Origin of the sequence: Methylobacterium sp. ME121, from assembly GCF_000974725.1 — a bacterium.
GTDB lineage: Bacteria > Pseudomonadota > Alphaproteobacteria > Rhizobiales > Beijerinckiaceae > Methylobacterium > Methylobacterium radiotolerans.
Window position 1 is genome coordinate 1 of record NZ_BBUX01000069.1, and the last position, 12,790, is coordinate 12,790.

Annotated in this window: 12 protein-coding genes and 1 pseudogene; 7 read left to right on the forward strand and 6 right to left on the reverse strand. The window is 72.2% G+C overall.

Annotation, left to right across the window (positions count from 1 at the left end; translation table 11 throughout):
- Window positions 1-572 (reverse strand): annotated as a pseudogene (locus ME121_RS27035) (EAL domain-containing protein); the annotation flags it as partial.
- A 240-nt stretch (window positions 573-812) separates the two neighbouring features.
- Here ME121_RS27035 and ME121_RS27040 point away from each other — a divergent pair.
- Both ME121_RS27040 and ME121_RS27045 read left to right on the forward strand, forming a co-directional pair.
- Window positions 813-1,685 carry a MipA/OmpV family protein gene (locus ME121_RS27040; RefSeq protein ID WP_043074471.1) on the forward strand — a complete coding sequence of 291 codons (873 nt, stop codon included), beginning with the start codon at window positions 813-815 and terminating at the stop codon, window positions 1,683-1,685.
- A 67-nt stretch (window positions 1,686-1,752) separates the two neighbouring features.
- On the forward strand, window positions 1,753-1,974 hold the full coding sequence (locus ME121_RS27045) for a heavy-metal-associated domain-containing protein (protein WP_012321015.1): 222 nt from the start codon (window positions 1,753-1,755) through the stop codon (window positions 1,972-1,974).
- Between the two features lie 56 nt (window positions 1,975-2,030).
- On the opposite strand, the gene ME121_RS34350 is transcribed toward ME121_RS27045, so the two are convergent.
- Window positions 2,031-2,180, reverse strand: coding sequence for a hypothetical protein (locus ME121_RS34350; RefSeq protein ID WP_012321016.1), 150 nt, complete (start codon window positions 2,178-2,180; stop codon window positions 2,031-2,033).
- A gap of 406 nt (window positions 2,181-2,586) precedes the next feature.
- Here ME121_RS34350 and mnmG point away from each other — a divergent pair, with 406 nt between their 5' ends.
- The 5 genes from mnmG to ME121_RS27070 all read left to right on the forward strand — a co-directional run bounded on the left by mnmG (window position 2,587) and on the right by ME121_RS27070 (window position 7,704).
- Entirely contained in the window at window positions 2,587-4,488 is a 1,902-nt protein-coding gene (gene mnmG, locus ME121_RS27050; RefSeq protein ID WP_058607884.1) for a tRNA uridine-5-carboxymethylaminomethyl(34) synthesis enzyme MnmG, read from the forward strand.
- The gene (rsmG, locus tag ME121_RS27055; protein WP_012321018.1) at window positions 4,485-5,120 is read left to right on the forward strand and encodes a 16S rRNA (guanine(527)-N(7))-methyltransferase RsmG; all 636 of its coding nucleotides are present in this window, start codon (window positions 4,485-4,487) and stop codon (window positions 5,118-5,120) included. The genes mnmG and rsmG overlap by 4 nt, the downstream gene beginning before the upstream one ends.
- Complete coding sequence (locus ME121_RS27060) at window positions 5,117-5,974, forward strand: ParA family protein (RefSeq protein WP_012321019.1); 858 nt, start codon at window positions 5,117-5,119, stop codon at window positions 5,972-5,974. The genes rsmG and ME121_RS27060 overlap by 4 nt, the downstream gene beginning before the upstream one ends.
- Before the next feature lie 61 nt (window positions 5,975-6,035).
- The gene (locus tag ME121_RS27065; protein WP_024828979.1) at window positions 6,036-6,929 is read left to right on the forward strand and encodes a ParB/RepB/Spo0J family partition protein; all 894 of its coding nucleotides are present in this window, start codon (window positions 6,036-6,038) and stop codon (window positions 6,927-6,929) included.
- Between the two features lie 40 nt (window positions 6,930-6,969).
- Window positions 6,970-7,704 carry a class I SAM-dependent methyltransferase gene (locus ME121_RS27070; protein WP_012321021.1) on the forward strand — a complete coding sequence of 245 codons (735 nt, stop codon included), beginning with the start codon at window positions 6,970-6,972 and terminating at the stop codon, window positions 7,702-7,704.
- A 6-nt stretch (window positions 7,705-7,710) separates the two neighbouring features.
- On the opposite strand, the gene holA is transcribed toward ME121_RS27070, so the two are convergent.
- The 4 genes from holA to ME121_RS27090 form a co-directional block, all read right to left on the reverse strand.
- Window positions 7,711-8,748, reverse strand: a complete 1,038-nt coding sequence (holA, locus tag ME121_RS27075) for a DNA polymerase III subunit delta (RefSeq protein WP_059409933.1) — start codon at window positions 8,746-8,748, stop codon at window positions 7,711-7,713.
- A gap of 6 nt (window positions 8,749-8,754) precedes the next feature.
- The gene (locus ME121_RS27080) at window positions 8,755-9,300 is read right to left on the reverse strand and encodes an LPS assembly lipoprotein LptE (protein ID WP_012321023.1); all 546 of its coding nucleotides are present in this window, start codon (window positions 9,298-9,300) and stop codon (window positions 8,755-8,757) included.
- Window positions 9,301-9,466: 166 nt separating this feature from the next.
- Window positions 9,467-10,426: an AEC family transporter gene (locus tag ME121_RS27085; protein ID WP_024828976.1), complete on the reverse strand. Its 960-nt coding sequence runs from the start codon at window positions 10,424-10,426 to the stop codon at window positions 9,467-9,469.
- Window positions 10,427-10,533: 107 nt separating this feature from the next.
- Window positions 10,534-12,765, reverse strand: a complete 2,232-nt coding sequence (locus ME121_RS27090) for a TonB-dependent siderophore receptor (RefSeq protein WP_059409934.1) — start codon at window positions 12,763-12,765, stop codon at window positions 10,534-10,536.
- Window positions 12,766-12,790: the final 25 nt, after the last annotated feature.

Below are 12,790 nucleotides of genomic sequence, written 5' to 3' on the forward strand. Positions count from 1 at the left end.
GGGGCGGCCGGGCCCCTCGGCTGCGGCAGCGACGGGGCGGCGGCGTCCGGAAGGGCAGCGGCGGGCGCCGCCGCGGTCTGCGGCCGGGGCGCCTCGGCGGGCGCGATTCCGGGCCCGATCGCCGGCCGCGCCTTGAGGCCCGCGATCTCGGCATCCTGGGCGCTCACGACCGTGGTGAGGTCGCGGACGATCCCGCTGAGGAGCCCGAACTCGACGGTCAGTTCCTCGATCTGCGCCCGCAGGGCGGCCTCCGCGGCCTCGGGCCGCGGCTGGGCCGCCGCGGTCGCGGCCGCCGTCTCGACCTTGAGCAGGCGCCGGGACAGCAGGTCGACCTCGCCGGACAGCTTCTCGCAGCGCGCCTTGAGGGTGGCGATACGGGTGAGGGCGAGACCGCCCGCCGCGGCGGCCGCGGCGCCGAGCGTCAGGGCACTCCAGAGCGGCAGGAACACCGCGAGCGGCCCGAACACGACGAGCCCGAGAAGGCCGACCGTCAGCAGCCCCGCGTACCGGCCGAGGACCGGGACCATCGTCTGAACACCTGCCAGGAACGCGCGCCGGTCGCCGGGGGACATCCCGAGCGATCCCCACCGGGCGCGAACCGAATCGCAGGATCATTGGCCACCCGCACCCTGCCCGGCAAGGCTCCGGGACCGCGATGGAGCGCCACCGCCTGTTAATTCCGGGCGGTGTGACGCCGGCGCCCGCTGGAACGTTGCGGATTCATCACGGCGGACCCGATTGCGGGGCGATCCGGGGAGGGTTGCGCGGCTTGCGAATGCGGACGGGATGAAAAAGGATCATAAAGCGTGGCCATGACGCCCGTCCCCCCGCGTACTCCCCGATATCGCGCCGTTCTCGGCGCCGGCGCGCTCGTCGCGGCCTTCGGCACGACGGCGCCGCGGGCCGCCGATCTCAACGCGGATCTTCCGCGCACCACGCCGACCTTCGCGATGGTCGATCCCAACACTTGGATCGTCACGCTGAGCGGCTCGATCCAGGCCGTGCCGCGCTATCCGGGCGCCAGCGACTATACGGCCGTCGGCTATCCCTCGATCGATGTCCGCCGGGTGGGCGAGCCGCGCCGCTTCTCGACGCCGGATGACGGGTTCAGCCTGTCGCTGTTCGACACCGAGTCGTTCCGGATCGGCCCGACCGCGCGCTTCGTGCCGGGGCGCTACTACGGCGACGACAGGCGCCACCTGTACGGCTTCCGCGACGCCCGCTTCGCCGTGGAGCCGGGCGTGTTCGCGGAGTTCTACCCGGTCTCGTTCATCCGGACCCGCGTCGAGGTGCGCCAGGGCCTCTACGGCCACCACGGCACGGTCGGCTCGGTGGCGGCCGACTACCTGATCCCGGCGGAGAAGTTCCTGTTCTCCGTCGGGCCGCGCCTGAACGTCGGCGACGCCAGCTACGCCCGGAAATACTTCGGCGTCTCGCCGATCGAGGCGGCGCTGAACGGGCGCGTCACCCCCTACGACCCGCGCAGCTTCTACTCGGCGGGCGTGCTCGGCGGCGTGACCTACACCCAGAGTGAGACTTGGTCCTACACGGCCTATGCCGGCTACACCCGGATCCTGGGCGCCTCCGGCGACAGCCCGCTGGTGCGGCGCCCGTTCGGCAACCCCAACCAGTACCAGTTCGGCCTGCGCGTCGATTACGCCTTCCGCATGCCGGCGCTGTTCTGAGCCGCGCCCCGGCTTGCGCCGGCCCCGCCGGGTCCCGACATTCCGGGGACACGCCATGGAGGCCCGAATGGACGAGACGCGCGCCGACCTGCTGATGCGAGTCGAGGGCATGACCTGCGACGGCTGCGCCGCCGCGGTGACCCGCACGGTGAAGCGGGTCGATCCCGCCGCCGACGTGCGGGTCGACCGGGACGCCGCGCGCGTGGCGATCCGCACCGACGCGCAGGCGCTGACCATCGCCGAGGCCCTGACCAAGGCCGGCTACACCGCGACGGCCATGACCGGCTGAGCCGCCGCGGCCTCCCGAGGCCGCGGACGCCGGAGCGCCCCGTGCGCGGCCCCCTCTCAGGAGCGGCTCAGGAACATCCCGGTCAGCAACAGGGCGAAGCCCGCGAGGCCGAACAGGCCTTCCTTGCGCTTGGTGCGGTCGAGGAAATGGGCGGCGGCGCCGGCCGCGCAACAGGCGGCGCCCAGGCCGATTGTCAGCGACGACATCTTGAGTCTCCTCCTCGCGCGTCGCTCCGCGGCGCGGCGAAACCGGTCCCTCTCGTGGGCCTGGCGGACGGCGTTGTCCGCTCAGGATCGCGTCACGGCGCAAGATTTGCACGGTCCGGAGCGGCTGGCAAGAGATTGCGGGCAAGTCATCGCAGAGCCTTCTCCAGCAACGCCCGCGGGAACAACAGATCTTTCCGCGGCTCGGGTGTTGAATACCGCATTCAGATGAGTCCTGCCGTGCGCGGCGCCGTCCCGGGCGCGCGGGATCCGGACGCGTTGACCGCCGCGCCCGCGCGCGCTTAGACCTCCCGGCAGATCCGCCGGTCCCCGCGCGCGCGGGCCGTGCACGGCGCGCGCGCCGCCCGCACCCGCGGCGGAATATCTGCGAAAGGCTGCTCGGTACCCGATGCTCACCACCTCCTCCGCACGGTTCGACGTCGCGGTCGTCGGCGGCGGCCATGCCGGCGTCGAGGCCGCCGCCGCCGCCGCGCGCTGCGGCGCGCGCACCGCGCTGGTCACCCACGATCCCGCGACGATCGGCGCGATGTCCTGCAACCCGGCGATCGGCGGCCTCGGCAAGGGCCACCTCGTCCGCGAGGTCGACGCCCTGGACGGGCTGATGGGCCGGGTCGCCGACGCGGCCGGCATCCAGTTCCGCCTGCTCAACCGCCGCAAGGGACCGGCGGTGCGCGGTCCGCGCACCCAGGCCGACCGCAAGCTCTACGCGGCCGCCATGCAGACCGCCGTGGCCGAGACCGCCGGCCTCACCGTGGTCGCGGGCGCGTGCGAGGATCTGGCCTTCGACGCCGAGGGCCGCCTCTGCGGCCTCGTCCTGGCGGACGGGCGGACCCTCGCCTGCGGCGCGGTGGTGCTGACCACCGGCACCTTCCTGCGCGGCCTGATCCATATCGGCGAGCGGCAGATCCCGGCGGGCCGCGTCGGCGAGGCGCCGGCGGTCGGGCTGGCCCAGACCCTCGAACGCCTCGGCCTCCGCCTCGGGCGCCTGAAGACCGGCACGCCCCCGCGCCTCGACGGGCGGACCATCGACTGGTCCGGCCTGGAGATGCAGGAGGCCGACGCCGAGCCGGTGCCGTTCTCGACGCTGACCGAGCGGATCACCAACCCGCAGATCCGCTGCGGCATCACCCGGACCACCCGGGCCGTCCACGACCTGATCCGCGCCAACCTGCACCGCTCGCCGATGTATTCCGGCGGCATCGCCAGCCGGGGCCCGCGCTACTGCCCGTCGATCGAGGACAAGGTGGTGCGCTTCGGCGACCGGGAGGGCCACCAGATTTTCCTGGAACCTGAAGGGCTCGACGATCCCACCATCTACCCGAACGGCATCTCGACGGCGCTGCCGGAGGCGGTGCAACGCGACCTCGTGCGGCTGATCCCGGGCCTGGAGCGGGTCGAGATCCTGCGGCCGGGCTACGCCATCGAGTACGACTACGTCGATCCCCGGGAGCTCGATCTCGGCCTCCAGGTGAAGCGCCTGCCGGGCCTGTTCCTGGCCGGCCAGATCAACGGGACCACGGGCTACGAGGAGGCCGCCGGCCAGGGCCTGGTGGCCGGCCTCAATGCCGCCCGGCACGCGGGCGGCCTCGGCATCGCGGGCTTCGACCGGGCCGAGTCGTATCTCGGCGTGATGATCGACGACCTCGTGACGCAGGGGGTCAGCGAGCCGTACCGGATGTTCACCTCGCGCTCGGAGTACCGGCTGTCCCTGCGGGTCGACAACGCCGACGCCCGGCTGACGCCGCGCGGGATCGCGCTCGGCTGCGTCGGGGGACACCGGGCGGCCCAGTTCGCGGCCGGGCAGGCGGCGCTCGGCGCGGCCCGCGCCCGCCTCGACGCGGTGAGCCTGACGCCCAGCCAGGCCGCGCCCCACGGGATCAGCCTCAACCGCGACGGCATCCGCCGCACCGGCTTCCAGCTGCTCGCGTACCCGGAGATCGGATGGGCGGACTTGGCGGCGGTGTGGCCGGACCTGGCGGAGGTCCCCCCACGGATCGCCGACCGGATGAAGACCGACGCGACCTACGCGGTCTACCTCGACCGCCAGAACGCCGACATCGCGGCCTTCCGCCGGGACGAGGCGGTGCGCCTGCCGCCGGGGCTCGACTACGCGGCGATCAGCGGCCTCTCGAACGAGATGCGGGTGAAGCTCGAGACCGTGCGCCCCGGGACCCTGGGGCAGGCGGCCCGGATCGAGGGCGTCACCCCGGCGGCCCTCACCCTCCTGGCCGCCCACGCAAGGCGCGGCGCGCGCGCGCCGTCGACCCCCGCGGACCGGCACCCGGCATGAGCGACCCGGATCGCGCCCGTGTCCTGGCGGCGGCCGGTGTTTCACGTGAAACAGCGGAGCGGCTCGACCTCTATGTGGCGCAGCTGCGACGCTGGCAGCCGATCAAGAACCTCGTCGGCCCCGCGACCCTGACGGAGGTCTGGAGCCGCCATATCGACGACGCGCTGCAACTGCTCGACCTCGCGCCGGAGGCCCGCACGTGGCTCGATCTCGGCTCCGGCGCGGGCATCCCGGGCCTGATCCTGGCCATCGCCGGCCGGGAGCGCGGCGTCCGGGTCGACCTCGTGGAGAGCAACGCGCGCAAATGCGCCTTCCTCACCGAGACCGCCCGGCTGACCGAGGCCCCGGCCCGGGTGCGCAACGCGCGGATCGAGGCGGTGATCGGTGAGTACGGCGGGACCGACGTGGTCTGCGCCCGCGCCCTCGCCCCGATGACGCAGCTCCTCGCCTGGACCGAGCCTCTGTTGAAAACGGGCACCACCGGCCTGTTTCCGAAGGGGCGGGACGTACAAGCCGAATTGACCCAGGCCGGCGCGCAGTGGAGAGTCGTTAACGACCTCGTGCCGAGCCGGACCGATTCCGAAGCCCGGATCGTGCGCGTCACTGCCCTCGCCGCCCCGAGCCACCGATGAGCGAAGCGATCCTCGGCGATCCCGCCGACCGGTCCATGGATTCATCCATGCGACGCCCTCTGCGCGTGCTGGCGCTCGCCAACCAGAAGGGCGGCGTCGGCAAGACCACGACGGCGATCAACCTCGGCACCGCCCTGGCGGCGATCGGCGAGGACGTGCTGGTGATCGACCTCGACCCGCAGGGCAACGCCTCCACGGGCCTCGGGATCGACCGCGCCAAGCGCCGGGTCTCGACCTACGAGGTCATGGCCGGCGAGGCCTCCCTGGCGCAGGCCGTGGTTCCCACCGCCGTGCCGCGGCTGTCGCTGGCGCCCTCGACCATGGACCTCCTCGGCCTGGAGCTGGAGCTGGCCACCCTCCCCGACCGGGCGCACCGGCTGCGCGGCGTCCTGAAGAGCCTGACCCAGGCGCCGAGCCTGAGCCGGATCAGCTACGTCCTGATCGACTGCCCGCCCTCGCTCAACCTGCTGACCATCAACGCGCTGGCGGCCGCCGACGCGGTGCTGGTGCCGCTGCAGTGCGAGTTCTTCGCCCTGGAGGGCCTCAGCCAGCTGCTGCGCACCGTCGAGCAGGTCCGCGGCGCCCTGAACCCGAAGCTGACGATCCAGGGCATCGTGCTGACGATGTTCGACCCGCGCAACAACCTCTCCGCCCAGGTCGTGGCGGACGTGCGCGGGTTCATGGGCGACAAGGTCTACGAGACCGTGATCCCCCGCAATGTCCGGATCTCCGAGGCGCCCTCGCACGGCAAGCCGGCGCTGCTGTACGACCTGAAATGCGCCGGCAGTCAGGCCTACCTGCGCCTCGCCTCGGAGGTGATCCAGCGCGAGGGCCGGGTTCCGGCCGCGGCCTGACGGATTTGAGTCCCCCTCCCGGTACGAGGGGCGAGTGTGGAGCGTGACACGGGTGGCGATCATGGCGGAGGAGGGGGCGAAGCCTCGACTGGGGCGCGGGCTCGCGGCGCTGATCGGTGACTTCAACGAGGCCGGCCGCGCCTCGGCCAAGGCCGAGGAGCAGCGCAGGGTCCAGATCGAGTTCCTGCGCGCCAACCCGCGCAACCCGCGCCGGAGCTTCGCCGAGACGGAGCTGTCCGAGCTGGCGGCCTCGATCGGTCAGCGGGGCATCATCCAGCCGATCGTGGTCCGCCCGATCGGCGACGTGCCCGGGACCTACGAGATCGTGGCCGGCGAGCGGCGCTGGCGGGCCGCCCAGCGCGCCGGCCTCGACGAGGTGCCGGTGGTGGTGGTCGAGATCGACGACCGCGGCTCGCTGGAATTCGCCATCCTGGAGAACGTCCAGCGCACCGACCTCAACGCGATCGAGGAGGCGTCCGGGTACGAGCGCCTGATGAAGGATTTCTCGTACACCCAGAAGGAGCTGGCCGAGATCCTGGGCAAGAGCCGCAGCCACCTCGCCAACACGCTCCGGCTGCTCAACCTGCCGCTGTCCGTGCAGGAGCGGGTCACCGCCGGCGAGCTGACCGCCGGCCACGCCCGCGCGCTGCTGGCCGTGCGCGATCCCGAGGCGACGGCGCGCCGCGTCGTGGCCGAGAGCCTGTCGGTCCGGGACGTGGAGGCCATCGCCTCCGCGGAGGCTGCCCCGGCCGAGACGCCGCGCCCGGGGCGCCCGCGCCTCTCGGCCGAGCGCCCCGCGACGGTGCGCGACTTGGAGCTGCGGATCCACCGGGCGCTCGGCGTCCCGGTCTCCTACAAGCCGAAGGACGCCGATTCGGGCGAGATCCGCATCCGTTACGAGACCCAGGACGAGCTGCAGGCCCTGCTCAACCGGTTCAAGGTCTCGGACGCCTGAGGCGGCGCCGTCGGCGCCCCGTAGAGCGGAGGAGCGGAGCTTGGCCGAGCAGGGCGGCGCGGCGGCGCGGAAGTTCGACGCCGACCGGGCCGGGGCGTACGCGCAGCAGAGCCGGATCGCCCTGGCGGGCTACGACGCCTGCCACGAGCTCGCCGCCTGCATGCTCGCCGCCGCCCTGGGTCGCGGCGCGCCCGCGCGGCTGCTGGTCGTCGGCGCGGGCGGGGGCGGCACGGAGATCGTCACCGCGGCGGCCCTCGAGCCGGCCTGGCGCTTCACCGCCGTCGACCCCTCCAGCGCCATGATGGACCTGACGGTCGCGCGGCTGGAGCGGGACGGACTCGCCGACCGGACCGAGATCGTCCGCGGCCCGGTGGAGGCCCTCCCCCGCGACGCGACCTACGACGCCGCGACCCTGATCGGCGTGCTCCACCATCTGCCGGGCGACGCGGAGAAGCGGGCGATCCTGCACGCCATCGCCGGACACCTGAGGCCGGGGGCGCCCCTGGTGCTCGCCGGCAACCACTACGCCTACGCGAGCCAGCCCCTGCTCCTGGCGGCCTGGGGCGAGCGCTGGCGCCAGCAGGGCGCCGGCGCCGACGAGATCGAGGCCCGGCGCGGGAAGATCCTGCAGGGCGCCGACCCGCCCCACTCCGAGGAGGCCGTCGCGGACCTGCTGGATGCCGCCGGCTTCGGGACGCCGACCCGCTTCTTCTCCAGCCTGTTCTGGGGCGCGTGGCTCGCGCGCCGCCGTGCCGGGGGCGCGGACGGCGCCTGAGCCCGGCTAGCGCCGCCGCCGCGCCCCCGCCTCCGCGACCCGCAGGAGGGCCGCCAAGGCCAGCGCGTGGGCCAGGTCGGGCTCGGCCCGCCGGCAGGCGAGGACGGCCTCCTGCAGGGCCGCGACGGCCTGGCGGAGGGTGCCGGGCGGCCACGCGCCGAGCTGGCCCTCGATGCTGGCCTTGCGCTTGAAATGCAGGCCCCGCCAGGTCGCGGCCATCATGGCGGGCGTCTTCTCGGGATTGTCGAGGCGGGTGGTGAGCAGTGTCAGGGCGTGCCGCAGCGCCGAGCCCAGCACCACGCCCGGATCGAGGCCCTCGTGCCGGAAGCGGCGGTAGTCGCGCTCCACCGCCTCGCGGCGGCCGTCGAAGGCGGCGTCGATCAGGGTGTTGAGCACGCTCGCCGCGACGTCGCTGGTGACGGCCTCGACGTGCTCGAGGGTCACGGTCTTGTCCCCCTCCCCCGCGGCGTAGAGGGCGAGCTTCTCGATCTCCATCAGGCTCGCGCGACGGTCGCCGCCGAGGCTGCGGGCCAGGACCTCCCGGGCGGCGCGGTCGATGCGCAGGCCGCGCTCCTGGAGGGTGCGCTCGATCAGGTCCGAGAGGGTCCGCTCGTCGTCGGCGTAGCAGGGGATCGCGAGCGCCTTCGGCGAGCGCTCGCAGAGGGCGCGGAGCGGGTTGTTCTTGGCGAGGTCGCCGGCCTCCACCACGATGCGGGCGTCGGCGACGGTCGCGCCCAGCACCGCCTCGACGGCGGGCGCGTAGTTGCGCGTGCCGGGCCGGACCCAGATCGACCGGCGGCCGCCGAACAGGCCCATCGTCCCGGCCTCGTCGCACAGCCGGCCCGGATCGGCGGCCAGGGCGTCGCCGTCGATCCGCACCAGCGCGAAGGGATCGGCCGGATCGTCGACGAAATCCTCGGCGAGCTTCCGGGCCCGCTCGGTCACCAGACCGGTATCCGGCCCGAAGACCAGGATGACGGGGATGCGCGGATCGGGCCCGCGCCGGATCAGCCCCTCGATCTCGCCGGCCTTGACTGCCGTCACGTCGGGTTACGGCTTCGTCGAGAGCACGGCCGCGAGGCGGCTCTTGATCTGATCGGACAGCACGCTCGCCAGCCGGATCTCGGCGTCCCGCGCCGCCCGCTGGCTGGCGAAGCGCTGGACCGAGCGGTCGTAGGTCGCGGTCGAGGTGGCGACACCCTCGGTGTAGACCTTGGTGCCGGCCATGTCCTCCAGGCTGTACTTGATGTTGGCCACCAGGGTGCCGGCCTCGGCGCGGCCGGTGGTGGACGAGACGATCGGGGTCTGCACGATCTCGGAGCCCGAGAGCTTGAGCCGGTAGCGCTTGGTCGCCGGATGGCCGGACCCGTCGAGGTCGAAGACCAGCTCGCTGCGCAGGTAGTGGCCGAGGCGCTCCTGGCCCTGGGCCATCGCCACGTCGTCGACCTGCACCGAGGCGAGCAGCGCCTGGACGGATTCTCCCGAGGCGGTCGGCCCGTAGAGCGGCCGGAAGCAGGCCGAGAGGCTCAGCGCCAGGCCCGTCGCGCAGGCGAGGCGGGCGATACGCCCCGCGATGGAAACTCCCGAACCCACCATCCGCCGTCGTTCCGCCCCTGCCTGTCGGATCGTTCTAGCGCGGACACGGCGTGCCGCGCCACGACGCTACGGGGCAAACGTTACGATTCCTCTGCGGCAAGAGCGTGATCGTCCCGTTTCCGACCGTGAGGCCGCGGAGCGCCGGAGCGCCGGGGGGTGGCGACGCCTAGGCGATCGCCGCGAGGTAGGCCGAGACCGTGACGATGGCCAGCACGGTGGAGGCCAGCACCACGGTGGCGGTCAGGTCGGCCTCGCGCCGGTAGAACTCGGCCAGCATGAACGGCCCGGTGCCGGTGGGGAGGGCGGCCATGAGCACGGCGGTGTGGAGCAGGAGCGGGGGCAGGTCGAACAGGTAGCGGCCGAGGCCGTAGGCCAGGAGCGGGTGGAGCGCGAGCTTCAGGCCGACGAGCAGCGCGGCGGTGCGCCCCTGCCCGCCCCCGGTGTGGCGGGCCTGGGCCAGGAACAGGCCGAGCGCCACCAGGGCGCAGGGCGCCGCCGCGCCGCCGAGGAGCTTCAGGAACGTGGCCACCGCCTCCGGCACGGTCAGCCCGGCGCTCGGCACCAGGGCGCCCAGCGCCGGCGCCACCAGCAGCGGGTTGCGCACGAGGGAGCGGATAACCGTCCACCAGACCGGCCGGCGGGCCCCGCCGCCGCGGCCCGTGGCGGCCGCCTCGCGCCGCAGACCGGTCTCAATCAGCACGATCGCCACCGCGAACACGCCGCAGACCGTGAGGATCGCCGCCACCGTGGTGGGCGCCAGCGCCTCCGGCCCGAAGGCGACCAGCGCCAGCGGGAAGCCCATGAAGCCGGTATTGGCGTAGCCGGCGTTGAGGCCGTCGACCGCGGCGTCGGCCAGCGGCCGCCCCGCCCCGCGCCGGATCATCACGGTGAGGCCGAAGACCGCGAGGCTGCTGAGCCCGAAGGCGCCGATGAAGCCGGGCTTCCAGATGGCGCTCCAGTGGGCGTGCGCGGTCACGTCGAACAGGAGCGCCGGCAGGGCCAGGAAGACCACGAACCGGTTGAGCTCGGTGGTGGCGGCGGCCCCGAGCACCCCGATCCGCCGCGTCAGCCAGCCGGCGAAGATCAGCGCGAAGATCGGCAGCACGACCAGCAGGGTCGAGAGCATGGCGGGTCCGGGTCGGAGGACGATGCTCCGGCCTTAGGACGGTTTCCGATCCCGGCTCCAGTGCCGCGGACGGGGACCTGCCATGCCGCGGCCCCCGCTCCCGCAAACTACCAGCGGTAGATCAGGCTGCCGATGACTGTCGCGGGCGCGCCGCGATAGCAGAAGCCGGCCTGGCAGGTCGTGTAGCTGCGGTCGAAGATGTTGGTGGCGTTGATCTGCGCGCGGAAGCCCCTGTATTTCGGGTCGAGGGCCGCGAAATCGTAGGCGACCAGCGCGTCGAACAGGGTCACGGTCGGGTTGCGGACGGTGTTCTCGTCGTCGGCGAAACTCGTCCCGGCGTAGCGGATACCGCCGCCCAGTTGCAGGCCGGCCAACGGCGAGGAGGGCGCGAACAGATAGGTTCCGAAGGCGGTGAAGCTGTCGCCCGGGATGCCCGAGAGGGCGTTGCCGTCGATCGGCCGACCCGTGACCAGGGAGGTCTGGCGCAGGTAGCGAAGATCGAGATGGGTGTAGGACAGCGTCAGGTTGGTTCCCGGCGCGAAATTGGCCGTCAGTTCGGCCTCGAATCCCTTGAACTCCACCGACCCGGTCGCGACCTGATTGGCGATGTTATTGGGATCCTGCCGCAGGAGCGACGATTGCACGATGTCGAATCCTGAGAACGACGTCGTGATGTTGGTGTTCGGGATGGCCACCTTCACGCCGGCCTCGATCTGGTCGCCGGTCGCGGCCTTGAACGGGTTCCCGTTCACGTCGATGCCGACCTGCGGCGTGAAGGTCGTGGCGTAGCTGGCGTAGGGCACCAGGAAATCGGTGAGCAGGTAATTCAGCCCGATACGGCCCGAGAAGGCCCGATCGGTCTGGTTGGCGACCGTGCCGGCCGTCTGGTCGCTCGTGTTCTGGAAGACCCAGTCGTGCCGGCCGGTGAGGGTCAGGACGAAGCGCCCGAGCTTGGCCTGTTCCTGCAAGTAGGCACCGATCTGATCCTGCGCCTGGCTCTGGAAGTTCGTGTAACGCGGCCGGGCGATGACCTGCTGCCCGTAGTTCAAGGTCAGGAGGTTGAGATCCGGCGCGGCACCGAAGCCGAAGGCGCGCGTGTAGTCGTAATGGGCGTAATCGACCCCGCCGATCAGGGTGTGCTGGATCGGACCGGTGGTGAAGTGGCCTTCGAGTTGGTTGTCGAGGGAGATCTGGCTCAGCGTGTCCAGATAGGCGCCGGCCGTCCGCGAGCCCAGGGTTCGGGCAGGATTGAGTCCCGTGATCGACGTGTAATCGTAATCCGCGCGGACATCATAGTAGCGAAAGTTCTGACGAAAGATCAGATCCGGCGAGAATTTGTGCTCGAAAGCGTAGCCGATGCGATATTGCTGCTGCTTGTACTGATTGAACGCCGGGTCACCGGAGTAGAAATTGGTCACCCGGAAGCCCGGATCGTTGTAGAAGAACGACGTTCCCGGCAGGCGCGACTCGAAATACTCGCTGAGGAACGTGAAGCTGGTGTCGGAATCCGGTCGCCACGTGAAGGACGGGGCGATGAAGGTGCGGTCGTCGTCTCCGCCGGGCAGGTAGGTGTTGGACTGGCGCTTCACCCCGGTCACGCGGTAGGCCAACGTCCCGTCGGTGCCCGCCACCGGGCCGCCGATGTCGAAATTGCCCTGGAAGCGGTCGTAGTTGCCGGCCTGAAACTGCACCTCGCCGAAGGGCACGAAGACCGGGCGCTTCGAGGTCGAGTCGACGATGCCGCCGGGCGAGCCGAGACCGTAGAGTCCCGAGGCCGGCCCTCTCAGGATGGTGACCGCCTCCAGCCCGTAGGGCTCGCTGCGCGGGATCGTCAGGCCGACGGCGTTGAGGCGCAGGCCGTCGCGGAAGATGCCGTTGTAGGTCGCGCTGAAGCCGCGGATGTAGAAGGCATCGTAGCGCGGGTCGAAGCCGAACACGCTGCTCGACACGCCCGGCGTGTAGGCAATCGCCTGGGCCAGATCCTGCACGTTGCGGTCGTTGAGCTGCTCGCGGGTGACCACCGAGACCGATTGCGGGGTCTCGATCAGGGGCGTGTTGGTCTTCGTCGCCGTGGGGCTCACGCGCGCCACGTAGCCGGTGACGCCGGAGGGTCCGCCGCCGCCGCCGCTGGTGGCCGCGCTGCCGCCGTCGCCGCCGCTGACGTTGCCGCCGCCGATGCCGGATCCCGCGGGGGCCGCGATGGCCGGCCGGGTGGCCTCCACGGAGATCTCGTTGAGCTGGACGGCGGCGTCCTGCGCGGCGGCGGCCTGAACGAAGGCGACGGTGGTCAGAGCGGTGGTGGCGAGGAGGAGGCCGGACTGAGCGGAACGAAGCGACATCGGAGACCCAGAAATACGCCTACAG

Coding starts and splice junctions, on each gene's coding strand:
- ME121_RS27040 (WP_043074471.1), top strand. CDS start 813: ATGACGCCCGTCCCCCCGCGTACTCCCCGATATCGCGCCGTTCTCGGC.
- ME121_RS27060 (WP_012321019.1), top strand. CDS start 5,117: ATGAGCGAAGCGATCCTCGGCGATCCCGCCGACCGGTCCATGGATTCA.
- ME121_RS27065 (WP_024828979.1), top strand. CDS start 6,036: ATGGCGGAGGAGGGGGCGAAGCCTCGACTGGGGCGCGGGCTCGCGGCG.
- ME121_RS27085 (WP_024828976.1), bottom strand. CDS start 10,426: ATGCTCTCGACCCTGCTGGTCGTGCTGCCGATCTTCGCGCTGATCTTC.
- mnmG (WP_058607884.1), top strand. CDS start 2,587: ATGCTCACCACCTCCTCCGCACGGTTCGACGTCGCGGTCGTCGGCGGC.
- ME121_RS34350 (WP_012321016.1), bottom strand. CDS start 2,180: ATGTCGTCGCTGACAATCGGCCTGGGCGCCGCCTGTTGCGCGGCCGGC.
- ME121_RS27045 (WP_012321015.1), top strand. CDS start 1,753: ATGGACGAGACGCGCGCCGACCTGCTGATGCGAGTCGAGGGCATGACC.
- rsmG (WP_012321018.1), top strand. CDS start 4,485: ATGAGCGACCCGGATCGCGCCCGTGTCCTGGCGGCGGCCGGTGTTTCA.
- ME121_RS27090 (WP_059409934.1), bottom strand. CDS start 12,765: ATGTCGCTTCGTTCCGCTCAGTCCGGCCTCCTCCTCGCCACCACCGCT.
- ME121_RS27080 (WP_012321023.1), bottom strand. CDS start 9,300: ATGGTGGGTTCGGGAGTTTCCATCGCGGGGCGTATCGCCCGCCTCGCC.